Annotated in this window: 24 protein-coding genes and 1 pseudogene; 10 read left to right on the plus strand and 15 right to left on the minus strand. The window is 61.3% G+C overall.

All coding sequences use genetic code 11. The features are described 5' to 3' along the window. Nucleotides 1-21: 21 nt before the first annotated feature. The 4 genes from NTD84_RS08465 to NTD84_RS08480 all read right to left on the minus strand — a co-directional run bounded on the left by NTD84_RS08465 (nt 22) and on the right by NTD84_RS08480 (nt 4,015). The gene (locus NTD84_RS08465; protein WP_262164697.1) at nt 22-1,101 is read right to left on the minus strand and encodes a putative urea ABC transporter substrate-binding protein; all 1,080 of its coding nucleotides are present in this window, start codon (nt 1,099-1,101) and stop codon (nt 22-24) included. 40 nt (nt 1,102-1,141) lie between these two features. Beyond that, nucleotides 1,142-2,080, minus strand: coding sequence for a hypothetical protein (locus NTD84_RS08470; protein ID WP_262164698.1), 939 nt, complete (start codon nt 2,078-2,080; stop codon nt 1,142-1,144). Between the two features lies 1 nt (nt 2,081). Then, entirely contained in the window at nt 2,082-3,131 is a 1,050-nt protein-coding gene (locus tag NTD84_RS08475; protein ID WP_262164699.1) for an isopenicillin N synthase family dioxygenase, read from the minus strand. Between the two features lie 263 nt (nt 3,132-3,394). Continuing rightward, nucleotides 3,395-4,015 carry a cell wall hydrolase gene (locus tag NTD84_RS08480; protein ID WP_262164700.1) on the minus strand — a complete coding sequence of 207 codons (621 nt, stop codon included), beginning with the start codon at nt 4,013-4,015 and terminating at the stop codon, nt 3,395-3,397. Nucleotides 4,016-4,215: 200 nt separating this feature from the next. On the opposite strand from NTD84_RS08480, the gene NTD84_RS08485 reads away from it, so the two are divergent. Then, nucleotides 4,216-5,067, plus strand: a complete 852-nt coding sequence (locus NTD84_RS08485) for a CAP domain-containing protein (RefSeq protein ID WP_262164701.1) — start codon at nt 4,216-4,218, stop codon at nt 5,065-5,067. A gap of 185 nt (nt 5,068-5,252) precedes the next feature. After that, on the plus strand, nt 5,253-6,152 hold the full coding sequence (locus NTD84_RS08490; RefSeq protein ID WP_262164702.1) for a bestrophin family protein: 900 nt from the start codon (nt 5,253-5,255) through the stop codon (nt 6,150-6,152). A 308-nt stretch (nt 6,153-6,460) separates the two neighbouring features. Here the strand turns inward: NTD84_RS08490 and NTD84_RS08495 are convergent, their stop codons facing one another. The 5 genes from NTD84_RS08495 to NTD84_RS08515 are packed head-to-tail and all read right to left on the minus strand — an operon-like array spanning nt 6,461 to nt 11,302. Further along, nucleotides 6,461-8,500 (minus strand): LTA synthase family protein, encoded by a 2,040-nt coding sequence (locus NTD84_RS08495; protein ID WP_262164703.1) that lies wholly within the window; start codon nt 8,498-8,500, stop codon nt 6,461-6,463. Between the two features lie 27 nt (nt 8,501-8,527). Then, nucleotides 8,528-9,145 carry a hypothetical protein gene (locus tag NTD84_RS08500; protein ID WP_262164704.1) on the minus strand — a complete coding sequence of 206 codons (618 nt, stop codon included), beginning with the start codon at nt 9,143-9,145 and terminating at the stop codon, nt 8,528-8,530. Next, nucleotides 9,145-10,440: a sialidase family protein gene (locus NTD84_RS08505; protein WP_262164705.1), complete on the minus strand. Its 1,296-nt coding sequence runs from the start codon at nt 10,438-10,440 to the stop codon at nt 9,145-9,147. Before NTD84_RS08505 ends, NTD84_RS08500 begins: the two co-directional genes overlap by 1 nt. Nucleotides 10,441-10,490: 50 nt before the next feature. Then, on the minus strand, nt 10,491-11,036 hold the full coding sequence (locus NTD84_RS08510) for a cytochrome b/b6 domain-containing protein (RefSeq protein ID WP_262164706.1): 546 nt from the start codon (nt 11,034-11,036) through the stop codon (nt 10,491-10,493). Beyond that, nucleotides 11,036-11,302 carry a PepSY domain-containing protein gene (locus NTD84_RS08515; protein WP_262164707.1) on the minus strand — a complete coding sequence of 89 codons (267 nt, stop codon included), beginning with the start codon at nt 11,300-11,302 and terminating at the stop codon, nt 11,036-11,038. Before NTD84_RS08515 ends, NTD84_RS08510 begins: the two co-directional genes overlap by 1 nt. A gap of 165 nt (nt 11,303-11,467) precedes the next feature. Between NTD84_RS08515 and NTD84_RS08520 the strand changes: the two genes are divergently transcribed. Together NTD84_RS08520 and NTD84_RS08525 are read left to right on the plus strand one after the other, a co-directional pair. Next, nucleotides 11,468-12,130: a response regulator gene (locus NTD84_RS08520; protein ID WP_262164708.1), complete on the plus strand. Its 663-nt coding sequence runs from the start codon at nt 11,468-11,470 to the stop codon at nt 12,128-12,130. Further along, a complete protein-coding gene (locus tag NTD84_RS08525) occupies nt 12,127-13,494 on the plus strand; it encodes an ATP-binding protein (protein WP_262164709.1) in 1,368 nt (455 codons plus the stop codon). Before NTD84_RS08520 ends, NTD84_RS08525 begins: the two co-directional genes overlap by 4 nt. Before the next feature lie 9 nt (nt 13,495-13,503). On the opposite strand, the gene NTD84_RS08530 is transcribed toward NTD84_RS08525, so the two are convergent. Together NTD84_RS08530 and NTD84_RS08535 are read right to left on the minus strand one after the other, a co-directional pair. After that, complete coding sequence (locus tag NTD84_RS08530; RefSeq protein WP_262164710.1) at nt 13,504-14,292, minus strand: DeoR/GlpR family DNA-binding transcription regulator; 789 nt, start codon at nt 14,290-14,292, stop codon at nt 13,504-13,506. A gap of 67 nt (nt 14,293-14,359) precedes the next feature. Continuing rightward, on the minus strand, nt 14,360-15,028 hold the full coding sequence (locus tag NTD84_RS08535; protein ID WP_262164711.1) for an ATPase: 669 nt from the start codon (nt 15,026-15,028) through the stop codon (nt 14,360-14,362). A 259-nt stretch (nt 15,029-15,287) separates the two neighbouring features. On the opposite strand from NTD84_RS08535, the gene NTD84_RS08540 reads away from it, so the two are divergent. Continuing rightward, complete coding sequence (locus NTD84_RS08540) at nt 15,288-15,503, plus strand: hypothetical protein (protein ID WP_262164712.1); 216 nt, start codon at nt 15,288-15,290, stop codon at nt 15,501-15,503. A 25-nt stretch (nt 15,504-15,528) separates the two neighbouring features. On the opposite strand, the gene NTD84_RS08545 is transcribed toward NTD84_RS08540, so the two are convergent. Next, a complete protein-coding gene (locus NTD84_RS08545; protein ID WP_262164713.1) occupies nt 15,529-18,318 on the minus strand; it encodes an amino acid adenylation domain-containing protein in 2,790 nt (929 codons plus the stop codon). Between the two features lie 345 nt (nt 18,319-18,663). Here NTD84_RS08545 and NTD84_RS08550 point away from each other — a divergent pair, with 345 nt between their 5' ends. From NTD84_RS08550 to NTD84_RS08560, 3 genes are all read left to right on the plus strand, one after another. Further along, nucleotides 18,664-19,467 carry an energy transducer TonB gene (locus tag NTD84_RS08550; protein WP_262164714.1) on the plus strand — a complete coding sequence of 268 codons (804 nt, stop codon included), beginning with the start codon at nt 18,664-18,666 and terminating at the stop codon, nt 19,465-19,467. A gap of 82 nt (nt 19,468-19,549) precedes the next feature. Continuing rightward, complete coding sequence (locus tag NTD84_RS08555; RefSeq protein WP_262164715.1) at nt 19,550-20,275, plus strand: MotA/TolQ/ExbB proton channel family protein; 726 nt, start codon at nt 19,550-19,552, stop codon at nt 20,273-20,275. A gap of 1 nt (nt 20,276) precedes the next feature. Continuing rightward, nucleotides 20,277-20,678, plus strand: coding sequence for an ExbD/TolR family protein (locus NTD84_RS08560; protein WP_262164716.1), 402 nt, complete (start codon nt 20,277-20,279; stop codon nt 20,676-20,678). A 214-nt stretch (nt 20,679-20,892) separates the two neighbouring features. Here NTD84_RS08560 and NTD84_RS08565 read toward each other — a convergent pair. Continuing rightward, a pseudogene (locus NTD84_RS08565) lies at nt 20,893-21,081 on the minus strand (methyltransferase); the annotation flags it as partial. Between the two features lie 74 nt (nt 21,082-21,155). Here NTD84_RS08565 and NTD84_RS08570 point away from each other — a divergent pair. Both NTD84_RS08570 and NTD84_RS08575 read left to right on the plus strand, forming a co-directional pair. Further along, on the plus strand, nt 21,156-21,566 hold the full coding sequence (locus NTD84_RS08570) for a RidA family protein (RefSeq protein WP_262164717.1): 411 nt from the start codon (nt 21,156-21,158) through the stop codon (nt 21,564-21,566). 107 nt (nt 21,567-21,673) lie between these two features. Continuing rightward, nucleotides 21,674-22,702, plus strand: a complete 1,029-nt coding sequence (locus tag NTD84_RS08575; RefSeq protein ID WP_262164718.1) for an NAD(P)-dependent alcohol dehydrogenase — start codon at nt 21,674-21,676, stop codon at nt 22,700-22,702. Nucleotides 22,703-22,741: 39 nt separating this feature from the next. On the opposite strand, the gene NTD84_RS08580 is transcribed toward NTD84_RS08575, so the two are convergent. After that, on the minus strand, nt 22,742-23,170 hold the full coding sequence (locus tag NTD84_RS08580; protein WP_262164719.1) for a molybdopterin-binding protein: 429 nt from the start codon (nt 23,168-23,170) through the stop codon (nt 22,742-22,744). A 95-nt stretch (nt 23,171-23,265) separates the two neighbouring features. Then, the gene (locus tag NTD84_RS08585; protein ID WP_262164720.1) at nt 23,266-24,183 is read right to left on the minus strand and encodes a LysR family transcriptional regulator; all 918 of its coding nucleotides are present in this window, start codon (nt 24,181-24,183) and stop codon (nt 23,266-23,268) included. Nucleotides 24,184-24,312 lie beyond the last annotated feature (129 nt).

A 24,312-nucleotide genomic window follows, 5' to 3' on the forward strand; every position in this document is an offset into this window, starting at 1 on the left:
ACCCGGCGATGGCGTTCACGCCTAGAGTTGATTGGCCACCGCCATGTTCACGAACCGGCTGTCGAATCGCAGCTTGATGTTGTTTTTGTCACCCAGGGTCGAGCCATCGGCGAACTGCATGCCCACCGCATCGGCGCTGGTCGCCGCCTGGCCGAGCAAGCCTTTGGCAAAGGAAAACGTACGGACCTTGTCCATGGTCTGGCGAATCGCATCGGAGTTGGCGAATGCAAACGCGCTGCCTGGCGTGTAGAAAAGCATGGTCTGGGTAAGTTGCTCCTCGTAGCCCTTCAGGTCCGTACCCGAACGCTCAGCCATCGAGGTGCGTGCGGCCTTGGCCTGAGCGTCGTCGCCCGACATCAGTTGCAAGGTTTCAAACCACGCTCCGACCAACGCCTTGCCCAGCTCCGGGTTGGCCTTCAGCGTCTCGGTGTTGACCGCCATCATGTCGATAATCTCGCCGGGGATTTCCTTCGAGGTGAATACCTGCACCGCGGTCGGCGATTGTTTCATGACCATGCTCAGCTGCGGGTTCCACAGCGCTGCCGCGGTCACGCCCGGCGTGGTGAATGAGGCCACGGCATCGGCGTCGGACGTGTTCATGATCTTGATGTCGCGCTGACTCAAGCCGTGAATGTCCAGCGCCCGGGACATCAGGTAATCCGACACCGACAGCTCGACCAGATTGACCTGCTGGCCCTTGATGTCGGCAAAGGTTTTGCCGTTCTTCAACACAATCGCATCGTTGCCATTGGAGTAGTCGCCGAGGATCAGTCCGGTGGTGTCGACGCCGTTTGCGCTGGGAATGGTCAGCGCATCCATGTTGGTCATGCCACAGGCATCGAATGCACCGGCAGCGTACTGGTTGATCGACTCGATGTAGTCATTGAGTTGCACCAGTTCGATCTTGATTCCGTATTTCTTCGCCCATTTGTCGATGATCCCGTGCTCACTGGCGTAGCCCCACGGCATCCAGCCGGAATAGATCGACCAGGCGACCTTGAATTCCTGTTTTTTCTCCGCCGCGGACACGCCGAAAGCCAGGAAAGACAGCGCCAGCAACACGGCTGCAAAACGATAAAACACACACGAGAATGCCTTCATGGAAACCTCACGGGTTATGAAATGGGGTGCTGCATCGGGGTCAAACGAGCGGCTGGGTATAGCGGCTCAGTGTCTGGGATTCACGTTCGTACCATTGCGCGGCACGCTCGGTGAATCCGGTGGATGGCGTGTAGCTGATGTCGGGTTCCAGCGTGTCGATCACGAACAGGCGTTCACGGGCAATGCCACCCACCCGCAACGATTGAACAACGTGCTTGCCGTCGTCGAGGCATTCGAAACCGTCCAGCGCGATCAAGGGCTGGCCGACACGCACCGCACGCGTCGATAACACGACGTTGAAGCCGGAATTCAGCGAACCGCTGGCCACCGATGTTTCGAAGTTGAAGGCTCGTTCGAGCCATTGCGGATCATCCCCGTTGCGCACGACCAGGTCCCGCAACGGCAGATCACCCTCCAGCGGCTGGGCCCGCCCCAGCACCAGCGCCGCGTGATCACCGCAGACGATCAGGCCCCCGCCCCGGTGATACACGTCGCCGCTCTCCCGGGCTTTTTCTTCCAGCAATCGCAGGCCGATCAGCGGACCGGCGGCCGACGTTTGCAGGCGCCAGTCTTCGACATAAGCTCCGCTGGGTGAAAACTCGATCATGCAGTTGCCGATCCGTTGCAACACGCCAGGTTCCGGCCAGCGGTTATGCAATTGAAAGGAGGTGTCGGTATGCCAGCTCAGCACATCGCCTTCCCACGCGCACAAGGCTTCCCATCCTTCGTAGTTGGCAAGCACCTGCAACTCTTCGGCGCTGTAATCCGGCAAGGATTTGACCGGCACCTGGTGAATCTCCAGCGGCAGGCGCAAGTCGATGGTGAAGTTGCGGCTCTGGAACCAGCAGACGTGGGTGCGCGCATCGGTCAGGCCGTTGGCGAAACTGATGGAATGGCGCTTATAGAAACCCAGCATCCAGTCGGGAACGCCCTGCGCCGGTTGCTGCGGGTAGTGTGCAACGAGATCGAGAAGGTGCATGTCAAACCTCCCCCGCAATGGCCGCGCGACCGAATGACGACAACCCCTTGGCACCGGTCGGCAAGCTCAACTCACCCGTCGCCAGTCGCTGCTTGAGATAACGGAAGGTCTGCAGGGTTTGCGCATAGAGGTGATCGCCGCAGTTGACCGGTTCGTAGCGGCTTGGCGCTGCCGGATCCAGCAACTGCGCAATAGGCTCGATGACCGTGTCGTAGTCACAGGCACAAAACATCGGGAAGGCGTAACGCTCCTCACCGACCTTGCGTACCCGATGCGCTGTAGCAATGTAAGTGCCGTTGCTCAGCACCTCCATCATGTCGCCGATATTGATGACAAATGCACCTTCAACCAACGGCACGTCAATCCACTGCCCTGCCCCGTTAAGCACCTCGAGGCCCGGCGCGGTCGGCAGCAGGATGGTGAAGCATTCGTAGTCGGTGTGAGCGCCGATCCCCGGCCGGTCCTGCACCCCATCCGGTGAGAACGGATAGTGGATCAGCCGCAGCTGACTTGGCGGGTGGTTGACCCGTTGGCTGATCGCATTTTCCGGCAGGCCCAACGCCAGGGCGAAGCCCTTGAACAACGTCATGCTCAGGCTGAACACCGCATCGTAGTAGGCCTTGATGTCCTCCTTGAAGCCGGGCAATGTCGGCCAGCGATTCGCGCCCAACATGGGCCGGCGCCCCTCTGGCCTCAGGTAATCGAAGCCGACATCAAACGCTTCCTTGTGGTCGATGCTGCCTTCGACAAATTGCTCTTCGCCTTCGGGCACATAGCCGCTGTGATTGCTCGACAGACCGATGTAGTCCTGCAACTTGCGTTCAAGCGGCTGCGCGAAGTATTCCGCGGCGCGCGTCTTCAGCCGGTGGATGACCCGTGGATCGATACCGTGCCCGGTCACATACAGAAACCCCGCTTGCGAGGCGGCGTGCCCCAGGGCAGCGGCAGCTTCGGCGCGGTCGGCCAGGCTTGCGGAGAAAAGCCCGCGAATGTCCACGAGGGGAAGGCGCTGGAATGCGGAGTGTGGGGTGTTTCGAGGCGTGGGCGCCATAAGTAACCTCCTGATGATTAGTCAAAATGTCACCTGGTCGTCCAGATATCGCGTAGCCGTGAGGCCTCCGGGTCGTCCCGGATCAAGCGCACCGAGAAAGGTGCATGAGGGAGTCAGCAAGGTACGTGCCACGTCCTGGAAAACTGCGTGCGCTGGTTTATCCCATTGATTTGCCAAGGGCCGGCGATGGGCCGACCCGCTGCAGTTGCCCCGTTTGTGATTGCCCTCACGGCACCAGAATGGGGCCGTGCGCCGTTCGGAGGCTACTTGGCTGAACCGTCCTTGGGCTTGTAGAACAGGAACCGCCCGATCGCGGCGGTCTTGATGTATTTACTGGCCCAGTCCGGCTTGACGTTCTTGTCATGAAAATACATCGCGCCCCGGGTTCGATCCTTGAGTTGTTTGTTCAACGCCTTGCGCGCGATTTCCTTGGCCAGCGTGTATTGCGCCTCTTCCTGTACCTGATCGGAACGCCCGTCGCACCACCACGAAAACTGGCAACTCTTGCTCTCCGAACCTTGCTTGACCACTCCGCACACCTTATCGGGAAAACCTTCATGGCCCAGGCGATTCATGACCACGCTGGCAACCGCTTCCATCTCGGCCGTTTCCCGGCCTTTGGCTTCCCAGTAAATGGAACGGGCCAGACAGGTGATGGCGTCGTCCAGCGGTGCTGTGCCTGCGGGGTCAACCGCCTGTACTTCGGTGGTGGTAATGGTTTCGGTTTTGGGCACCGGCACATCAGTGCCCTTGTCGGCCGCTTTCTGCTCCAGAACGACGGCTTTGTCCTCGGCCGCTTTCTTTTGCTGTTCCGGCTCCGCCGCCATCGCCAGACTGCCGATAAGGGTTATTGCCAGGCAGGTTACAGTCCAGATGAATCGCATGATCGCCCCTTCTGAGTGAGCCGGATTTGAGCTGAAGACATCAGTACCGCAGCGCGCCAGCGTGGCGGGCTGGCTTGATTGTAGTAGCCAAAATTCTTTCCGGCCGACAGCCGCTAAACTTCAGTTCGGCGCGAAAAGGCATTGCGCGCCCGGGGGTGAAATCGCGCATCATGGGCGCAGTCCGATCAAGGGAGATTTCCATGCGTGTCCTGTCATCCGCTTTACGCCTTGCCACGTTGTCATTGGGTTTGTTGTTCGCCGCGAATGCGCTGGCGGTTGACGAGAAACAGCTGATCGACGCGATCAACGTCTACCGCAGTCAAGTCCAGCGGTGCGCGGGTGAGGTGTCGGCGGAACTGCCGCCGCTGGCCGGTGATCCACGGCTGGCGCTGTCTGCCACCAGCGTCATCAATCTGCAGCAGGCCATGGTGACGGCGGGTTATCCAATGAAGAATGTGCAGGCGATCAGCCTGTCCGGGCCCCGTGATGCGGCCTCGGCGATGAAGGCGATCCAGGAGAGCTTCTGCCAGATCGTGCTGGACCCGCAATTCGTCGACATCGGCGTGAGCCGCCAGGACCGTGACTGGCGCATTGTCCTGGCACGCCCGCTGCTGAGCGCGCGGCTGGGCGACTGGCAGGCGGAAGGTCAGAAATTGCTGGCCGAACTCAACATCGCACGCGGCCGTCCGCAGCAGTGCGGTACCCAGGCGTTCGCCGCCGCCCCGCCGCTGACCTGGAACGCCACGCTGGCAACAGCGGCCGAAGAACATTCGCGCTCCATGGCCAACAACAATTACTTCGATCACAAGGACCGCGATGGCCGCACGCCGGGTGACCGCGCGGAACTGGCGGGTTACAGCGCCCAGCTGATCGGCGAGAACATCGCCGCCGGGCAAGACACCGTGCGCCGCGTGGTCGATGGCTGGGTCGCCAGCCCAGGTCATTGCGCCAACCTGATGAACCCGCAGTTCCAGGAGCTGGGCGCGGCGTATGCGGTGGATCCGAAGAGCGATTCGGGGATTTACTGGACGGCGATGTTCGGTACGCCGTGACCGGTAGCGCCTGGCTTGTCGATGATGGCGCCCTATTCTGCCTATGGCCGGGCGCCGTCATCGACTCGGTCGATTACCCGGTCATCCATAGTGATTGGACGCCCCCGCCAGGTTGCTCATAGCCTGCGCGCATTCAATTCGTCAACAGCGCCCTTCAACGTGGGCGCCTGCGCAGGCAAAGCACCATGATCGTCCGTCCCAAACCCAACCTGATCAACATCCTCACCTCGCTCAAGGGCTCGATTGCCAAGAAGATCGCGCTGCGCTGCGCGATGGTGACGCTGTTGGCTTCGATCATCGTGCTCGTGGAGACCCTGCACCCGAACTCCTTTGCCAAGGTCAACGCTACGCCGTTCACGCTGCTCGGCCTGTCGCTGTCGATTTTCATGAGTTTTCGCAACAACGCCTGTTACGACCGCTGGTACGAAGCCCGCAAGGCCTGGGGCGACGTGATGGTGGCGATCCGTTCGATGATCCGCGAAACCCAGGTCGTCAAGGATCCGCAGCAACGGCAGATCCTCCTGCACAACCTCTGCGGATTCGCCCATGCGCTGAACGCCCGGTTGCATAAAAAAGATGAACTGGAGGCGGCTGGCAACTGGCTGGCACCCAAGCCTGACGCCAACGCGCCGGATGTCAGCGGGCGCATTCTCAACCACGTAGGCCAGCAATGTTCGGCGCTTGGCGAATCCGGGGCCATCAGTGAATGGCGCTACACGCTCATGGCCAACCACCTGACCAGCCTGACCCATTCCCAGGCCGTCTGCGAACGGATCAAACACACGCCACTGCCCTTCGCCTACACCCTGCTGCTGCACCGGACCACCTACCTGTTCTGCATTCTGTTGCCCTTCGTCATGGCCGAACCGCTGGGCTGGCTGACGCCTGTGTTCACCGCCATCGTCAGCTACACCTTCTTCGGCCTGGACGCGATTGGCGATGAACTCGAGGATCCGTTCGGACAGGACGAAAACGACCTGCCGACCTATGCAATCGTGCGCAACATCGAGCGCGAAGTCCTCGCGGCGCTGGGTGCAACGCAACTTCCCCCAGCGTTAGAGCCGGTCGACTTTGTGTTGAGCTGAGGCACCGCGTTAACAGTCCGCGCCGAAAGACGTGCGGCTCCCCGTCCAGTTATCAATTTCCTCGATCTTTCACATCATGAAGCCGAATTTTTTATTTTCCTGCGGCATCGGCAAGATGGCGCCATATCCAATAATTCGGGCGATCGTTTCATGAACATAAATTTTGCATTTGCATGCTTGATCGTGGTGTCGTTTGCGATCGCGTTGGGGCACGGTTGATCCCGCCAGCCTGCGGACCTCTTCTGCAACATTTTCGAGGTGCGGATCTGTTTCCTCGAGGAGCAGCTGTTTCCTGAACAGAGCAACCGTTAATCCACCCGCACGTTTCGATACAACATCAGACGCGAACTCTCATGCAGCCCCCGCGTCAGTTCCACCAAACGCTTGAATTCCTCGGGATTCTGCTCGGCGATATCGTCCGTCGGCGTCGCGGACGCCAGGTCGTGCAACGTCGGTGAGCTGCCATCATGCTGCATTTGCAGCAAGTGATGCCGGGTCACGCCACCGATCAGCGGGAAGGTGCCTTCACGCAGCACCAGCGGCACGACGCGTTCGCCTTCCGGCGCCGGTTGCTGGATATCCCGCCCCATCGCACCATGGGTAAACGGCATGCCAGCCATGCCGGCCACCGTCGGCAACAAATCCGCCAGCCCCACGGCCTCGTCGATCACCTTGGGCTGCAGCAGCCCGGGCGCGTGGATCAGCATCGGCACGTTGTTGCTTTCCAGGCCCAATTGCTCGAAGGCCGGCGCCATATGCGGAATCTGGCTGATGCGGGTGTTGTGGTCGCCAAAGAACACGAAGATTGTGTTGTCGTAGTAACCGCCCGCCTTTGCGATCTCCATCAACCGGCCGATATTGAAGTCCAGCAGGCGCACGGCGTTGTACTGCTCGACGCTGCGCGACCCGGCGGCCTGCACCTGTTCCACGGTCAGGTGGTCGACCTTGAAGCCGTCATTGTCCTTGGGGATGGTGAATGGACGGTGATTGCCGGAGGTTTGCAGGTAGGCAAAGAATGGCTGGCCCTTGGGCAGATCGCGAATGATCCGGTCACTCTCCTTGAACAAGTCCAGGTCCGAGATGCCCCACACATCGACCAGCGGCGAGCGCCAGTCGCTTTCGTCATACAGCCGCACGCCGTCGATGCTTTGGCGGATGAGCGCGTTGATGTTCGCCCAACCGGCGTTGCCGCCAATCATGTAGAGCTTTTGGTAGTCGGTGAATGAGTTGATCAAGGTGTGCTGGCGAGTGATCAGCGGATTGCGCGTGGCCGTTTCCTGACGGGTGACGTCGGGCACGCCGGTGACGCTGGCCCACACCGTCTTGGCGGTGCCGGTCACCGGCACGTAGAAGTGCTTGAAGAACCAGCTCTGGCCGGCGAGGCGATCTATGTTCGGTGTCGGGTTCAACGGATTGCCGTAGGCACCGACGGCGCTGGTGCCCAGCGACTCGAGCATGACGAAGATGACGTTGGGCGGACGCGCTCCCGATGCCTTATAGGGCTGCGCGGCTTGATGACGTTCGAAGGTCAGGGTTTGCGGGTCCGGTTGCTCCACGCCGAGATAGCGGGCCACTGCCGGGTAATGCTGGCGCACTTGCGCTTCGTCGAATTGCGACTGGCCGACCTTGAGCGTGTCATAGAGAAAGATCACCGGGTTGAGTCCCAATGCGGCGATCTGACTGTTGCCGGAAAAAAACGCATCGCTCCAGCGCAACGGCACCGGGTTCTGCACGTTGAGGTTTTCGACCCGGCCCAGCAATGCCAGTAGCACAGCGACCACGCCGAGCCCCGCGCCGAAGGCGACCGAAGAGCGGCGAACCGCCGTCGGCTCGCGGTCCAGGGTCAGGCGTTCCAGCCGGATCAGGCCGTAGAACCACAGCGCGACCACGGCCAGCCAACCGGCGGTGATCCACAGTACCGGATAGGTTTGCCAGACCATTTGCCGGGAGATCTGCGCGTCCTCCAGATAACGCAGCACGGTGGCGTTGATCCGTACGCCCAGGTAGGCGTAGTGGCCAAAATCGACGATGTACACCAGGCCCACAACGCCCAATGCCAGCAGCAGGTAGAACCTCGCCAGCCCACGCAGCGCTGGCGTACGCAACAGATTCCAGCGCGGCAGCCACGCCAGCAAGGCGAGCGGCAGCATCAGCAACACCGCCAAGCGCAGGTCGAAACGCAGGCCGATACCCAGCGTCTCAAGCCACTGCGGGTTGTCCGCCATGGCCCGGATATCGACCCCGGAAAATCCGAGCACGAACACCAGCCTGAGCATGGCAAACAGCAAAAACATCAAACCGATCGCGCCAGCACCGTAGCGCAGGCGTCGTGATTGCAACCAACCCATCGTTTACCTCTGTGTTGTGTGAGCGCGTCAGCTGTTCAAGGAGGGTTTCAGGACCGTGCGCGCCGGGCGAATCCGGCGCCAGGCAGCCATCGCCAAAAGCCTCGAACCGGCCAGCACGCAGTACCCCGCCAACAGCGGGTCGATCAGATAATCCCAGTAATTCTCTGACGCCTTGAGCCGCAGCGCGAACGCCAGCGTGCCAGCCGCCAGCATCCACACGCCCAGTGCGTTGCGCAGCCACAACAGCGACAACGCCGCCAGTCCGGTGAGCACAATCATCGGGCGCGGGTTGAAACCCCAGCGGTACGGGTCGAAATACGTCACGCCCAGCGTGGCCGGATACAGCATCAGGCCGAACACGGCAAACACCAGCAGCACCTGACTGCGATGTATCCGCTTCAACGGCTGGACCACCCCGAGGCGCAGCAAGCCCGCCCAACCCAGAAACATCAGGGTGCTGATCGCCAGGTCATCGGTGAAGCTGCGCGCATACGCCGCGAGCGACAGGCCATCGACAGGCATGAAACTGACCAGCGCCAGCACCGGCAACAGCCAGGGGCGCCAGGACGCGGTGAAGTTGAACGACCCCAGCAGCGCAAAAAGCACCAGGGTGAAACTCAGGTGGGCTTGCCAGAGAGGTAGCATCAGCGTTGCTCCGCCAGCCAGGCATCATTGAAGCTGACATGTTTGATGAAGGTGTTGTTCCACGAGTAGACCAGGTGATACATGCCGTCCAGGCTGCGGCTGAAATACGGGTATTCGTACTCGAATTCACAGCCGGCGGGCTTGCACACCCGGTAATCGAGGTTGCTCAGGAAACCCTGTTCAAGGGGCAAACGCCGGGCACCGCTGGACGCACGGAAGTCTTCACCAATGATTTGCCGGTAAGCCTCGGGTGAAAACGCTTTGCCCAACGGATCGGGCGACTGGTCCAGCTCGACCAGGTTGCGCCAATCGGTGAGCCCGGCATCGGTGCCATACAGGCTCAGCTTGAAGCGACCGTCCCGCAGGTCGTTGAGCGCCACCAGCACACCGTCGTCGGGGGTCCCCACCGCCGCCAGCGAGGAATTGGGATTGGCCGGTTCCAGCGGATGCGGTTCGCTCCAGGTCTGCCCGGCGTCTTCGGTGCGGCTGGCCAGAACCCGATGATGGACGTTGCCGGCATAACGCAGCATGGCCACCGCACGCCGTGCGTCCTGGGGCACGATGGTCGGCTGCAAGGCGTTGGTGCCGCGACTGATCCGAAACTTGTCGATCACCTCGCCGTCAGCGCTCAGGTACAGGTACTCGGCGAACTTGCCCAGGAACTCGTGATAGATCGGCAAGCCGATCGAGCCATCGGCATGGAACACCGGCGCGGCGCGTACCAGTGTGCTGATGTTGAAGAACGGCGACGTGATCAGTTGCCGCGGCGACGACCAGCTGCGGCCCAGATCATCCGAGACCATGGCGTTGATGGCGCTGCCGGCCCAGCCACCGACCGACACCGAGACATAAAACAGCCACAGGCGATTGTCCGGCGCCATGGCGATCACCGGGTTGCCCAGTTTACGAATGTGCTTGCGGGTGCCGATGCGGGTCGAATCCCTGGTTGCCAGCACCTGCTCCGCGCCCCACTCGCCACTGCTGGCGTCGAAGCGTGAAGCACGCACCTGAACGTCTGCCGCACCCTCGCGCGTACCGGCGAACCACACCGCCATCAGGTTGCCACCGGGTAATGCGGTGACCGACGACGAGTGAACGAAATCATCCAGATGGGAGGACACGAAACGGCTGGTGTAGATCGCGGCGGGCTCATGGATCGGTGCCGGCTCAGGCGCTTTGGCCTCGGCGAAATCCGCCAGGACATGCGGCGGATGACTGCGCCAGGCGGCGAAGAAGATGATCGCCAGCAGCAAACTGCCGACGCTGAAGACCAGGCGAAAAGAAAGCGTACGCATGAGTAACCTGTTGCAGGTGCAGTGGAGAACAAGCGACAGAACGCGAGTGGTCAGCGCGCAGCATCATCGGGAAGTCGCCGACGACGCCCGGTGAGCATCGACAACGGCAAGTTGTCGCGGACCATTACACTTTCAACCAGCGCTGCCGCCACGTGAATAGCGACCAGCCCGAGCAGGACATTGGCGCTGGTCTCATGAACCAGCAACGGCCAGTCGGCGCCCCACAAGGCATCGACCTCCTCCATGGCCCAGCCAGTGAGCGCCAGAACTGACATCGCCAGCAGCATCAGAATCATCACCAGCGCGCCAAGCGGCGAATGCCCGAGGCGGTGCTCGGGACGTTTGGCCAGCAGCGATCGCACGTGTCCGGCGAGCCTTTTCGGCGTCGGCCAGAAGTCCGCCCAGCGCGCACTTCGAGGCCCGATGAATCCCCACACCACCCGCATCAGCAGCCAGGCAGCGGCGTAGTAACCGAGCCAGACATGCCAGTCGTCACCGGCTTCATTGAAGAAGTAGTTAGCGACGAAGACGCCCGCAATAGAGAGGTGAAACACCCTCACCACGGGGTCCCAGAGGTGCAGGGATTGCGTCGGCATCAGCCTTTGATCTCGGTCTTGACCGCCTTGCCGGTCACCGGATCGTGGTAGATCTCGACCTTGCGCTTGTCCTTGTCGAAGCCATAGATCTCGTAGCAATTGCCATCGGTGACCTTGAACTTGCTGATCTCATAACCCTGTGCCTTGAGCTGTTCCTGAAAGGCCTTCTGGTCTTGCCATTGCGAGCGTTCGGCGGTGGTGCACTGAGGGCCGGCGACGGCCAGCGGGCTGAGAATCGACAGAGACAACAGCAGTAGTTTGCGCATGACAGCACTCTCTTTTTGAGGAAGCTGCACTGTGCAAAACCAAGCTTAGGCCAAGCTTAGTTCGCAACTCGCGGTTACATCTTTCTCGGCGAAGTGACTGCCCGATCCCAATAGGGCGCGGCATGATGCGGCCGTTTCACCGACCTTTTCCTACAGAGAACTTCCATGCGCCTGCTGCTTGTCGAAGATGATCGTGCCCTCGGCCTGGGCATTCGCGTCGCCCTGAGCGCCGAAGGCTATACCCTCGACTGGTTGCAGGACGGGGTCGGAGCGCAGCACGCCTTGCGCAGCGAAACTTTCGACCTGCTGTTGCTCGACCTCGGTTTGCCACGGCTCGACGGCCTGACGTTGTTGCAGCAATTGCGCGCCGATCAGCAGGATCTCCCGGTGCTGATCCTGACCGCCCGCGATGGCACCGCCGAACGGATCGCCGGGCTGGATGCCGGCGCCGACGACTACCTGATCAAACCCTTCGATGTCGACGAGCTCAAGGCTCGGGTCCGCGCCCTGCTGCGACGTAGCCAGGGACGGGCACAACCGTTGATCGAGCACGCGGGCGTCAGCCTTGACCCGGCGACCCAGCAAGTCAGCTATCAAGGCCATGAGGTGGTGGTCACGCCGATGGAATACCAGTTGCTCCATCAGTTGATGGTGCGGCCTGGCAAAGTGGTCACCCGCGAACGCCTGTCACGGGCGCTGTACGGCTGGCAGGACCGGGTCGAAAGCAACACCCTGGAAGTGCTCATCCATAACCTGCGCAAAAAACTCTGCACGGAATTGATCCGCACGGTGCGCGGCGTGGGTTATGTGGTGGAGCTGAGGCCGTGATGTCGGTACGCGCACGCATCCTGGTGCCGGTGCTGATACTGGTCCTGATCGGCGACGTGTTGATCAGTTGGCTCGCCTTGCGCGACAGCCATCATGAGATCGAAGAGGTCTACGACGCCCAATTGGCGCAAAGTGCCCGGTTGCTGCAAGGCGTGCTGCGCCAGCGGGCCCAGGGAGAAAACGACTGGGAGCGTTTGTACCAGGCCTTCGATGACGCCATGAGCCGCGTCGGCGATGGCGAGGCGGCCCACCCTTATGAAACCCGACTGACTTTCCAGGTGTGGCGAACCAGCGGTGAACTGTTGGTGCGTTCCGCCGAAGCACCGGTCCTTGAGTTTCCGCCCACCACCCTGGGCTCCCACGACCTGATGGAAAACGGCCGCGACTGGTGTGCGTTTCTGCTCGCCGACCCTCAGCAGGGTTTGCTGATCTGGGTTGGCGAGCGCGACGACATTCGCCAGGACCTGATTCAGCGCATCGTCCGTCATACCTTGTGGCCGACCTTGATCGGCGTGCCGTTGCTGGCCGCTTTGATCTGGCTGACCATCGGTTGGGGCTTCAAGCCTTTGCGAGCCATGACCCAGGCGATCCGCGGGCACAACACCGACACCCTGCAACCGCTACAGCTGAGGCCCTTGCCCGTTGACCTCGCGCCCATGCAAACCGCCCTCAACGGCCTCCTGGGGCAGATAGATACGCTGCTGGAACGCGAACGCCGCTTCATCGCCGACGCCGCCCATGAACTGCGCACGCCGCTGGCGATCCTGCGGATTCACGCGCAAAACGCCCAGCACGCCGGCACCGCGCAGCAGCGCGAGGAAGCGCTGGAGTTCCTGGTGTCCGGCGTCGACCGAGCGACCCGCATCGGCAGCCAGCTGCTGACCATGGCCCGCATCGAGCCGCACCTGAACAATCCGGATATCAGGGCGGTGGAGTTGACCGCCCTGGTCCGCGAAGAACTGGCCGAACTGACGCCGTTGGCCTTGGAGAAAGAGGTCGAACTGGTCCTCGACGGCGACCTCGATTGCGAAATCCGCACCGATCCGGTGGCCCTGGCCATCGCCCTGCAAAACCTGGTCACCAATGCCCTGAACTTCTCCCCGCCCGGCAGCGAAGTCCGTGTGCGGGTACGTCCGCAAGCGTCGGGAGCGGTTTACATCAGCGTCGTCGACAGCGGACCCGGGATCGACGAAGCCGCATACGCCCGGCTGTTCGAACGTTTTTATAGCCAGGGCAACGCCAATGGCGCCGGATTGGGGCTGGCGATCGTCGAGATGATCGTGGGCAAGATCGGCAGCAGCCTCAAGCTGTACAACCTGCCTCAGGGCGGATTGTGCGCGGAGCTGCGGCTCAACCAACGCTGAGGCACGCCCTCAAACGCCCGCTTGCACCACCTCGATGCCCAGACTCCGGTAATCCTCGATATTGCCCGACGCCACATGCCGCTCGGTAATCAGCGTATGAAGGCGACCGCACGGTGCGACCACGAACGGCTCGACCGCGCCAAGCTTGTCTGCGGTGGTGACGGCGATCACCTGCGACGCACTGTCGATCAGCGCCTGTTTCACCGGCACCTCATCGAAATGCAAAGAACTGATGCCCACCTCCGGATGAATCGCGCAGACCCCGGTAAACAGCAGGTCCGCCTTGATGCTCTGCAACAAGCGCACGGTTTCATGGCCGCTGACCGACATTGTCGCCAGATTGAGTTGCCCGCCCGCCAGAATCACTTTGATCCCTTTGTATTCGGCGAGGATGATCGCGGTCATCGGCGAGGTCGTGATGGCGGTGATGGCGATGTCCGGGCGCAACGAACGGGCGATCTGCAAGGTGGTGCTGCCAGAATCGAACATCACGATCTGGCCATCCTCCACCAGGTGGGCGGCGAACTGTGCCAGGTGGGTTTTCACTTCGTCGGTCTCGCTGACCCGGGTGAAGTAATCCTTGCCCGTGTCCTTGGGCCGCGGCAGCGCCCCGCCGTGAACGCGTTGCACCAGGCCGGCGGTGGCCAGTTCCGAGAGGTCGCGGCGGATGGTGTCTTCGGAAACGGCGAAATGCTGACTCAGCTCGGACGCCATGACCTTGCCGTCACGTTCGAGAATCAACAGAATTTTTTGCCGGCGTAGATGAGGCAGCTCGGCGACTGCGTGCTGGTATTGCATGTTTTTGCCTGAATATGCGGGTTTGTGCGAGGTTAGCCAAACCCTCGCACAAATACAATCCAGACGGTCAGTTGCTCGCGACCTGAGCGACGTTGCCGGACGTCACCAGCGCCTTCAGCGAGGCATCGAACTGCTTCAGTGCATTCACTTGCAGCGCGGTTTGCTGGTCGATCTGCGCGGCAATCTCCGGCGCGGCCTTGCCATGCACCCACACTGACGGCATTTGCTGGGCGCGCGAGCCTTCGGCCTTGCCGATGTATTGCAGGTTCGCGTCGTAGAACTTCGCCATGAACCGCGCTTCGACCTGATTGTTGCGCTTCGACACGAGGCGACTGTAGGTGTCCAGCATCACCACTACGTCCGGGTGCGCTTGCACCAGCGCATCGAGGTTGTCGTAGACGGTCACCGAGGCGAACTCTTTTTGCAGCGAGCCCATCAGCCAGTTGATCGCCCGTTTCGGATCGGAGCTGTCGACGAAGGCGTTGCTGATGCGCGGATCCAGCTCAGGGTTCTTCGCCCCGTTCAGTGCGACGGAGTGGTACTGCTCAAGGTATTCGAGGGTATTGACGGTGTTTTCGCTATAGAGCACGCCCACCGATTGGCCACGCTGCAGGCTGGCGGCGCTGTCGGCGACCGGCGGAAAGTGGCAGGACTGATCCGCCGCGTAGGCCGGAACGGTGGCGGCAGCACTGCCGGTCAGGACGGCGACAAGGGCGAGCCAGGTTGGGATTTTCATCGCGCAGGTTCCTTCGGAGGCGAATGCGGTATGTAGCCATCCTCCTCCCTTACCGGAAAAACAGAACTTGCGTTTGTTGATGGTGGTTATTGATTAAACGAATGGTTGCGCCAACCCGATCAACCCCGCATGGCCGAGACGTACCGCTATAAGACCTATTCCATTTCGCGCTTAAAAACTGTCATTCCTGACAGGTCATCAATGACCAGGCCTGTGCAACGATGTGTCCAACTTGAACCAGCGACAGTCAGGAGACGTCATGAGCAGCAAAGTCGAAATGTCGGTCACGGACGCTCCCGAGACGGCGACCGACAAAATGGTCCGAAGTGCGCTGGCCAGGATGTTTCCGGGCGCCGATGTCGTCTCGGTAAGCAGGCCCTCAGGGGGCTTTAATTTCATGTTGCTGGGCAAGCATGAAATCGGGTCGTCTCCAACGAGCATCAGCTATCGGCAACTGGTGAACGAACAACGTTAGTTTCGTCCCTCGATCTGGCTGATGGTCAGGCCACCCGCTCGAGCGTATCCGCGGCGGCCTTGTTCTTCCGACGATTCCAGCGCGTCAACACGATCCGTAAACCCTTGTTCCAGGCATACGCCACTGCGATGCCACCGACAATGGCCAGGACGACGGCGAGCGCCGGCTGGCCGGCCACGATGTGACGGGCCAGTGACTGGAACTGAAAATGCGTCAGGTAGATGTACAGCGTCGACGAGGCGATCATCGCCAGCCCTCGCGCAACCAGACTCGGCACCGGGATGGATTTGACCCAGATCACCGCGAGAATGGCCGGTACGGCGATGTCGACATACCCCCGAGCTTCCAACGCGTCCGGTCCGTTTCCAAAGACAAGCAGCAGATCCTGCCCGCCCATCACGATAACCGCCACCGCACTGACCAGCCACTTCTGCACGTTCGAATGGGCGTAGTGAATCGCCATCCCGAGCACCATGATCGCCAGGTAATGTTGCGGCACCCGGTTGTACAGCGCTGTCGCATCAAACACGTAGGCGTTGATCAGAAAGTCCGCCACGACCAACGCGCAGGAGGCAATCAGCAGGTTTTGAAACGGGTTGGACATGATCACTTTTCTGACGCCCTCGAACGACAGGGCCAGCCCGATGAGCACGATCATTTGCAGCAGCACTTCGATGTACCAGTACGTGAACACCCCGACGACGCGCTCCGGAAACCAGTTGGAAATCAGCAGCACGGTTTGCCAATGGACCTTGTCAAACATCGCTTGAACCAACACGGCGTAGAGAATGGTCGGCGCTGCGATCGTGACAATGGACTTGCCCAGCGCGCGCGCGTTACCGCGTTCATTGATGGCTTGAAGTTGAAACCGCGCCAGGGCGATGCCGGACACGATAAACAGCACCTTCGTTTCACCGGCAATCAGCCAATTGGAAAAAAGATGAAGATGGCCGACAACGATCAGCACAATGGAGATGACGCGCAAAAGGACGGGGACTTCCATCGCCCGGATTGAAAAACGCGACGACCGGGCGTTTTGCGTCAGCTCGCACAGTTCACGCACCGGGATCATTTCCCACTGATGCGGCAGATGGCCAATCAGTTCTTCCAGCACCATCGAGGCCTGGACGAACGACAGCGAATCCCCGCCCAGCTCGACGAACGACAAGCTGGCATCGATGCGCGGGACTTCGAGTATTTCGGCCCATGCGGCCGCCAGTTTGAGTCCGAGCGGCGAAAGGTCCTGATCCGAGTCCGTGTGACTGACCATGGTCGGCAATGCACGCTTGTCGATCTTGCCGTTGGGTGTCAGCGGGATGCTGTCGATAAACACGTACTGCGCCGGCACCATATAGTCGGGCAATTCACGGCCAACATGCTCACGCAATTCCGCCGGGGAAACCGGCTCGGTCGACACGCAATAAGCCACCAGCTTGACGTTGGCGTGTTCAGTGAGCGCCAGCACCACCGACTGTTTGATCCGCGGATGCCGTGCCAGTGCACCCTCAATCTCGGTCAACTCGATCCGGTGGCCGCGAATCTTGACCTGACTGTCTCCTCGCCCCAGAAACGTGACACTGCCGTCGGCCAGATAAGTGCCGAGGTCGCCGGTTTTGTAACAACGGTCATCCTCGACCTGGGTGAACGGGTTCACCACGAACTTCTCCCGGGTCAGCGCGGCGTCATGCCAGTAACCCAGGGACAAATAGGGGCTGCGGATCAGGATTTCGCCGACCTCACCTTCGGCAACCAGTTGGCCGGATTCATTCACCACCAGCAATTGCGCGCCTTCAATCCCCTTCCCCAGCGGAATCTTCGCCGTGTTGGTGTCCGGGTCGATCTGATGAAAGCCCATCGCCTGTGGCGTTTCCGTGGTGCCGTAGAAATTCACGCTGACGGCATTCGGCGCAATCACGCGGATCTGTTCATACAGCGTCTGGCTTAGGGCATCTCCGCCCCAGAACAGGTAACGCAAGGCGTTGAAGGTCAGGCCGGCAAGTTTCGCCCCGGTTTCGATCAGCTTGCCCAGCGGCGGCGTCAGGTGGATTACCGAGATCTCGTTGTCACGTAGCCACGTGGCCAATGCCACGGGATCGATGACGGTTGACTGGGCCGGGCAAATGACTGTCCCGCCGATGGACAACGGCGTGAACACATCGCGGTAGACCGGGTCATGGCCCAGGCCGGACAGCAGGGAAAAACGATCGTCCTTCGTGAGCGAATGGCGCTGCACATGCCACTCGATGAAATGCACCAGCGGCGCATGAGGGGTGACGACCCCTTTCGGCTCGCCGGTGCTGCCCGAGGTGAAAGTGATATAGGCCGGACGCCCCGGATCGACGTCAGGCAGGCTGGTGTCAGCGGCAGGAAACGCCTTCAGTGCGTCGTCGGGTATTTCCGGAATTCGAACGACTGGCAGCGCAGCTTCGAGGACGACACTTGCGTCACCGCAGAGCAGAACGAAGGAAGGCTCAAGCGTGCGAATGATTTGATCCACCCGCGCCGCCGGGTAGGCGGCGTCGGCCACCGTAAAGGTCAATCCGGCCCGCAGCGCGCCGAGCATGGCGTAGACCAACCCGGCACAACGGCTGGACACAATCACCACCCGGTCGGTTTCAGTGGCGCCCTGGGCAATCAGCGACGCCGCCATGCCGCGGCTGATTGCTTCGAGCTGACGGTAACTGCACGTTGCGCCCTGTGAGATCACGGCAACTGCATCAGGTGACTGCCTGGCCTGCTGCAAAAAATCCGTGAAAATCGGTTGTTCTGCGCAACTTTCCAGAATAAGCGCAGGGTTTGGGCGAAGATCGCGCATCTTGTTTCAGTGCTCCGCAAAATCCATACGAGGTCGACGGTCGAATGCAGTGCACGTTAATGCACCGCGGTCCACGGCGCCATAGCGGGTGATGCCTATTCGTCTTGTCGCAAGCAACCAGTTGCTGCTCCAGCAACACTTGATGAGCAACCAATGCGTCTGACCCAGCACAACCGGCAGCGCGCACCCCTCAAAAACGCCATTCCAGGCGGGATTGGCAACTGGTATGGCTCTTGCTCTGACTGATCACCCATGCATGTTTGCCTGAACATTTACAGGCCGCGCGCAAACAAGAGTTGCTGACGGGAAGGCTTCCCGTCTTGCTAAACAGTCAGGAGTCAATCAATGGCCAACGTCCAAACCGCCCCGGCACTCGATGTGCCCTGGCGTCAGGCGCCGAGCGCTGAGTTGCTCGACTTGGGGCGGGTCTACCTGGGACCTCTGTCCCAGTCGCGACTGCACAGCACGCCCAAGCGGGTATTGAGCCGTCGTGAAGGGGTGCTGCTCGGTGTTTTTGCCCTGGTGCTGCACGGTGCGGTGATCTATTGGGTGAATAGCACACCTACTCCGCCGCTGCCCGTGGTGCCGCCGGAAATTCCGCCGATGACCATCGAGTTTTCCCAGCCCGCGGTGGCGGTGGCGGAGCCGCCCGAGCCCGTTCCGCAGCCCGTGGTCGAGCCACCGCCGCCCGTGGAGGACGAACTGGCCGTCAAGCCGCCTCCGCCCAAACCGATTCCCAAACCTAAACCTGTGGCTAAACCGGTGCCCAAGCCCGTCGCCAAACCGCTGGAACAACCACCGGCGCCACCGGCCCCGCCACAACCGGTCGCCGCCCCGGCACCGCCTGCGCCACCCGCGCCGAAACCGGTGACCCCGGCCTCGGCCAACGCCGGTTACCTGCATAACCCGGCGCCGGAATACCCGTCCGTGGCCATGCGTCGCGGTTGGCAAGGCACGGTGTTGTTGCGGGTGCATGTGTTGGCCAGCGGCAAACCCGGCGAGATCCAGATCCAGCAAAGCAGCGGCCGCGACCAGCTCGATGACGCGGCGCTGGCCGCAGTCAAGCGCTGGAGTTTCGTCCCGGCCAAACAGGGCGACGTCGCCCAGGACGGCTGGGTCAGCGTGCCCATCGACTTCAAGATCCGATAACCCCCGATTGCATTGAACACCGCGGGCCACCTGACAAAAGGCGCATCGCTACACGACCTACGATTTGTTGGAGAGCCTCACCATGAACCTCATCGCATCGCCTTTTGAATCCATCGAACACGCGGTTATCTGGCTGCTGATCATTTTTTCCGTCGCCACCTGGGGCCTGGCCCTGCTCAAGGGCGTGCAGTTCACCCGCCTCAAACGTCAGGATCGTAAATTCCACCAACAGTTCTGGGCCGCTTCGAGCCTGGACTCCGCGGCGGAGCTGGCCCACAACCAACCGGGCGCCGCTGCTCGCGTGGCACTGGCCGGTTACGCTGCGATCCAGGTGCCGGACGGCGCACAGGCCACCGACCTGAGCCAGGCGATCAACCACCAGGACCGTCTCGAACGCGCCCTGCGTCAACAGATCGTGCGTGAGCGTCGGTCGCTGGAAACCGGCCTGGCGATTCTGGCCAGTATCGGCAGCACCTCGCCCTTCATCGGTCTGTTCGGGACGGTCTGGGGCATCATGTCGGCGTTGAAAGGCATCAGTGCAGCGGGCTCGGCGAGCCTGGAAACCGTGGCCGGGCCGATCGGTGCGGCATTGGTCGCCACCGGCGTAGGGATCGCCGTCGCGGTACCGGCGGTGCTGGTCTACAACTACTTCCTGCGGCGCCTGAAGCTGACCGCTGCCGACCTCGATGACTTCGCCCATGACTTCTACAGCCTGGCGCAAAAGAACGCCTTTCGCGTGCTGGTCCATCCGGCACTGAAAAAATCCGGCGCGACACCCACCGGGCAAAAAGTGAAGGAGGCGTCCTGAGATGGCCTTTTCGACGCAAGACAATGACGAAGTGCTGAGCGAGATCAACGTCACGCCGCTGGTGGACGTGATGCTGGTGCTGCTGGTGGTGTTCATCGTTACCGCCCCACTGCTGACCAACTCGATCCCGATCAACCTGCCGAAAACCGAATCGGTGGCGCCGGTGGAGCAGAAAGATCCGCTGGTGGTGAGCATCGATGACAAGGGCAAACTGTTCATCAACAAGGATGAGATCCAGCCGGACCTGCTCGAATCCGACCTCAAGTCCGCCAAGGACAAGAACGCCGATGTGCGCGTGCAACTGCAGGCGGATAACGGGGTGAATTATGGCGAAGTCGCGCGTGCGATGGCGTCGATCGAGCGGGCGGGCATTACCAAGCTGTCGGTGATTACGGCGAAGTAGCGCGGCTTCTTTGATCAGGGCCACGCACTCAACGGGAAGCGAATCAGCCTGGGCGTCTGCCCGACCGCCATCGCCAGCAAGCCGGCTCCTACAGTGGTTCAGCGTAAAGCTTGAATCCTGTGCCCACCACAGATCCCTGTGGGAGCGGGCTTGCCCGCGAAGAGGCCGTCACAGCCGACACCAATGGCGCCTGCAGGCTTGTTTCTACAGGTTATCAAATGATCGGCGCAGGTTTGCAGGCGATCCAGCCTTTGAAGGTGAATCCGCTGTAGAACAACTCGACACTGCCGAATCCTGCCTCCCGCAGCAGTGCTTCATCCTGCTCGGGCGCCAGTACCGGGAGTTGACTGTTGATCGCGGAGTTCGCGCGTTCCGCGTCTGCGGCGGGTACGCCGGAGTCCACGTCCCGTTCTGTGAGCAAGCGTCCCGTCGCGGCGGCGGGTAGAATCCGTCGATCACCTGCCCCGGAGCCCCACCATGTCGGACCGTGAAATCGTCATTCCAGACGCCATGAAAACCGTCGTCGAACGCGCGGGCTATGCCCCTGCGGTCAAGGTCGGCGACACGTTGTACTGCGCCGGCCAGGTCGGGCGAACCGCCGAACTGGAGGTGATCCATGATCCCGAGCAACAATTCATCAGCGCCTGGGAAAACCTGCGCACGGTGCTGGCCGCGGGAGGCTGCGGCTTCGAGGATGTGGTTGACATGACCACGTATCACATCGACATGGCGCAGCACATGGCGGTGTTTCGCGAGGTGAAGAACCGGCTGTTTCCCAAGGGCCTGTGCGCCTGGACGTGCATCGGTGTCAGCGAACTCGCGCACCCAGGGCTGCTGGTGGAAATCAAGTGCATTGCCGTGCGGCGAACCTCAGTGCGCGAAGGTTAGGCACTCCATCGGCAAGTCAGGCGACGGCCAGCAGTGCAGCTACACTCCGTTGGCTTCGCCGCGGCACCCAAGGTGCCAAACCGTCACTCCTGATCTGGAGGTGTGCCATGAGCGATACCGAACTCAAATCCTTCACCGGCTGGGCCGCAACGGCTGCCGGTGCTCCGCTGGAACGTTATAGCTACGATCCCGGCCCGTTGGGCGAAGAAGAAGTGGAAGTCGCCGTGGAATATTGCGGCGTCTGTCATTCCGATCAGTCGCTGATCGATAACGATTGGGGGATCAGCCAATACCCGTTTATCCCGGGCCATGAAGTGGTCGGCCGTATTGTGCGAGCTGGCGCGCAGGTACGCGGACTTAAAACAGGCCAACAGGTCGGCATCGGTTGGTACAAGGGCAGCTGCATGCATTGCGCCTCGTGCATCAGCGGCGCGCATAACCTGTGTGGCACCGCGCAGCCGACGATCATTGGCAGCAATGGCGGTTTTGCCGACCGAGTGCGTTCGCACTGGGCCTGGGCGCTGCCGATCCCGGACGGCCTCGATCCAGCCGCCGCCGGACCGCTGTTCTGCGCCGGTTCGACGGTGTTCAACCCCCTGGTGGAATTTGACGTCAAGCCCACTGACCGGGTCGGCGTAGTCGGCATCGGCGGCCTCGGTCATCTGGCCCTGCGTTTTCTCAATGCCTGGGGCTGCGAAGTCACCGCATTCACCTCGTCGTTGAGCAAGCAGGACGAAGCCAAGCGTCTGGGCGCGCACAAGGTCGTCGCCTCGACTGACAGCAACGCATTGAAATCGATTGCCGGGACGCTGGACTTTTTGCTGATCACCGCCAATGCCGACCTCGATTGGCCGGCCATGCTTGGCACGTTGCGTGGCAAGGGCCGCCTGCATTTTGTCGGCATCGTGCCGGGCGCGATTCCCGTGCACGTGTTCGACCTGATCCCGCAACAAAAAAGCCTGTCCGCCTCACCGGTCGGTTCGCCGAGTAATACCGCGAGCATGCTGGAGTTCTGCGCGCGCCATCAGATCGTGCCACAGGTCGAGCACTTCCCGATGAGCCGGGTCAATGAGGCCATTGATCACCTGCGCAGTGGCAAGGCCCGTTATCGCGTGGTGCTGGACGCGAGCAAATAACCGGCCAGGACTGACCGGTTGGTTGGCGCTGGGTGGCTGTCAGGCCGGAACACCGAGGATGATGTGGGAAGCCTTGATGACCGCCGTGGCGCTGACACCCGGGGCCAGGCCCAATTCAGTCACCGCCTCACGGGTCACAATCGAATACACCTTCGAGCCACCGGCCAGTTCCAGTACCACCTCGGCGTTCACGGCGCCATCGGTGACGCTCAGCACTTTGCCCTCCAGGCAGTTGCGGGCCGAGAGGCGAATGTCGCTCGACTCGGTCATTAGCATCACCCACGGTGCCTTGATCAGGGCAATCGCCTCCTTGCCGGCCGCAATCCCGAGATGACGGATGCTTTCCACGGTCACCACTGCCACCAGTTGCTCGCCACCGGGCAGGGTCAGGATGACTTCCGAATTGACCGCGCCGTCCTGGACCTGAGCCACTTTGCCCTTGAATACGTTGCGCGCACTGACTTTCATAACAGAACTCCTTGTTTTTTTGACTTTAAAGTTAGGAATCACGCCATCATCAAGGTTAGCAGTGCGTAAAACAAGTGCACCAGCGCTGCCAACCCTCAACGCACTTCGACCGGCGCATGCTGTGCCATCAACTCGGTGATCCAGTCGATGAACACCCGCAACTTGAGGCTGATATGCCGGTTCGGCGGAAACGCCACGTAAAGCGGCATCGTATCGAGACGCCAGTCTTCAAACAGCGGCACCAACTCGCCGCTCGCCTCGTAGGCCCTGGACATGTACCTGGGCAGCCACAAAACACCCAACCCGGCCAGACCGGCCGCCAGATAGGCGTTGCCATCGTCGACCGCCAGCGCATAGCGGCCTTTGACCTGCACGTTTTCACTGTGGTTATGCATCGCATAAGGCAGTGGTTTGCCAGTGCGAGCCCAGAGGAAGCCGACGACGCGATGCTCCGACTCTTCCAGCTCCCGAGGATGCGCGGGCGTGCCAACCCGAGCCAGATAACTCGGCGCTGCAAAAACACCGAGCTGCAGGTCTGCGACCCGTCGGGCCATCAGCGATAGGTCCGTCAGCTCACCGCCGCGCACCACGCAATCGACGTTCTCATCGATGATGTCGACGATACGGTCGCTGACGCCCATGTCGATCTGGATATCCGGATAGCGCGCATAAAATCCGGGCAGCGCCGGCATCAGGATCATGCTCGCCAGCGGGCTAGGCACATCCACCCGCAATCGCCCGCGGGGCAGCGACGCGGCCACGGACAGACTGGTCTCGGCGTCGTCCATGTCAGCCAGCACCTTCAACACCCGTTCGTAGAACACCGCGCCATCGGCGGTGACGTTGACCTTGCGCGTAGTGCGGTTGAGCAGTTTGACCCGCAGTCGCGCCTCAAGCTGCTGCACCAGTTGGGTCACGGTGGTCTTGCTCATGTGCAGGGTTTCCGCGGCCTTGGTGAAGCTGCCCGCCTCCACCACCCGCGCGAAGGCCTGCATTGCATCAAAACGGTCCATTGCTGCCCTCGGATCTATCGGATTGTCTGGGCTCACCCACCAGTGATCGCCAAGGTTGCTCGTATATCGCCCCGTGCGAGCTTCTGCGGTTTTTTCACTGCAGATGTCACGTCAATGACCCCTCTGGAT

It is taken from the genome of Pseudomonas sp. 14P_8.1_Bac3 (genome assembly GCF_025466085.1).
Classification (GTDB): domain Bacteria; phylum Pseudomonadota; class Gammaproteobacteria; order Pseudomonadales; family Pseudomonadaceae; genus Aquipseudomonas.

Bases quoted from the DNA above. Each gene is read 5' to 3' on its own strand.
- NTD84_RS08540 (WP_262164712.1), top strand. From the start codon at position 15,288: ATGAGCAGCAAAGTCGAAATGTCGGTCACGGACGCTCCCGAGACGGCG.
- NTD84_RS08580 (WP_262164719.1), bottom strand. From the start codon at position 23,170: ATGAAAGTCAGTGCGCGCAACGTATTCAAGGGCAAAGTGGCTCAGGTC.
- NTD84_RS08480 (WP_262164700.1), bottom strand. From the start codon at position 4,015: ATGCGATTCATCTGGACTGTAACCTGCCTGGCAATAACCCTTATCGGC.
- NTD84_RS08535 (WP_262164711.1), bottom strand. From the start codon at position 15,028: ATGAAAATCCCAACCTGGCTCGCCCTTGTCGCCGTCCTGACCGGCAGT.
- NTD84_RS08520 (WP_262164708.1), top strand. From the start codon at position 11,468: ATGCGCCTGCTGCTTGTCGAAGATGATCGTGCCCTCGGCCTGGGCATT.
- NTD84_RS08550 (WP_262164714.1), top strand. From the start codon at position 18,664: ATGGCCAACGTCCAAACCGCCCCGGCACTCGATGTGCCCTGGCGTCAG.
- NTD84_RS08570 (WP_262164717.1), top strand. From the start codon at position 21,156: ATGTCGGACCGTGAAATCGTCATTCCAGACGCCATGAAAACCGTCGTC.
- NTD84_RS08500 (WP_262164704.1), bottom strand. From the start codon at position 9,145: ATGCTACCTCTCTGGCAAGCCCACCTGAGTTTCACCCTGGTGCTTTTT.
- NTD84_RS08585 (WP_262164720.1), bottom strand. From the start codon at position 24,183: ATGGACCGTTTTGATGCAATGCAGGCCTTCGCGCGGGTGGTGGAGGCG.
- NTD84_RS08465 (WP_262164697.1), bottom strand. From the start codon at position 1,101: ATGAAGGCATTCTCGTGTGTGTTTTATCGTTTTGCAGCCGTGTTGCTG.
- NTD84_RS08555 (WP_262164715.1), top strand. From the start codon at position 19,550: ATGAACCTCATCGCATCGCCTTTTGAATCCATCGAACACGCGGTTATC.
- NTD84_RS08485 (WP_262164701.1), top strand. From the start codon at position 4,216: ATGCGTGTCCTGTCATCCGCTTTACGCCTTGCCACGTTGTCATTGGGT.
- NTD84_RS08530 (WP_262164710.1), bottom strand. From the start codon at position 14,292: ATGCAATACCAGCACGCAGTCGCCGAGCTGCCTCATCTACGCCGGCAA.
- NTD84_RS08560 (WP_262164716.1), top strand. From the start codon at position 20,277: ATGGCCTTTTCGACGCAAGACAATGACGAAGTGCTGAGCGAGATCAAC.
- NTD84_RS08575 (WP_262164718.1), top strand. From the start codon at position 21,674: ATGAGCGATACCGAACTCAAATCCTTCACCGGCTGGGCCGCAACGGCT.
- NTD84_RS08495 (WP_262164703.1), bottom strand. From the start codon at position 8,500: ATGGGTTGGTTGCAATCACGACGCCTGCGCTACGGTGCTGGCGCGATC.
- NTD84_RS08545 (WP_262164713.1), bottom strand. From the start codon at position 18,318: ATGCGCGATCTTCGCCCAAACCCTGCGCTTATTCTGGAAAGTTGCGCA.
- NTD84_RS08490 (WP_262164702.1), top strand. From the start codon at position 5,253: ATGATCGTCCGTCCCAAACCCAACCTGATCAACATCCTCACCTCGCTC.
- NTD84_RS08510 (WP_262164706.1), bottom strand. From the start codon at position 11,036: ATGCCGACGCAATCCCTGCACCTCTGGGACCCCGTGGTGAGGGTGTTT.
- NTD84_RS08505 (WP_262164705.1), bottom strand. From the start codon at position 10,440: ATGCGTACGCTTTCTTTTCGCCTGGTCTTCAGCGTCGGCAGTTTGCTG.
- NTD84_RS08515 (WP_262164707.1), bottom strand. From the start codon at position 11,302: ATGCGCAAACTACTGCTGTTGTCTCTGTCGATTCTCAGCCCGCTGGCC.
- NTD84_RS08475 (WP_262164699.1), bottom strand. From the start codon at position 3,131: ATGGCGCCCACGCCTCGAAACACCCCACACTCCGCATTCCAGCGCCTT.
- NTD84_RS08470 (WP_262164698.1), bottom strand. From the start codon at position 2,080: ATGCACCTTCTCGATCTCGTTGCACACTACCCGCAGCAACCGGCGCAG.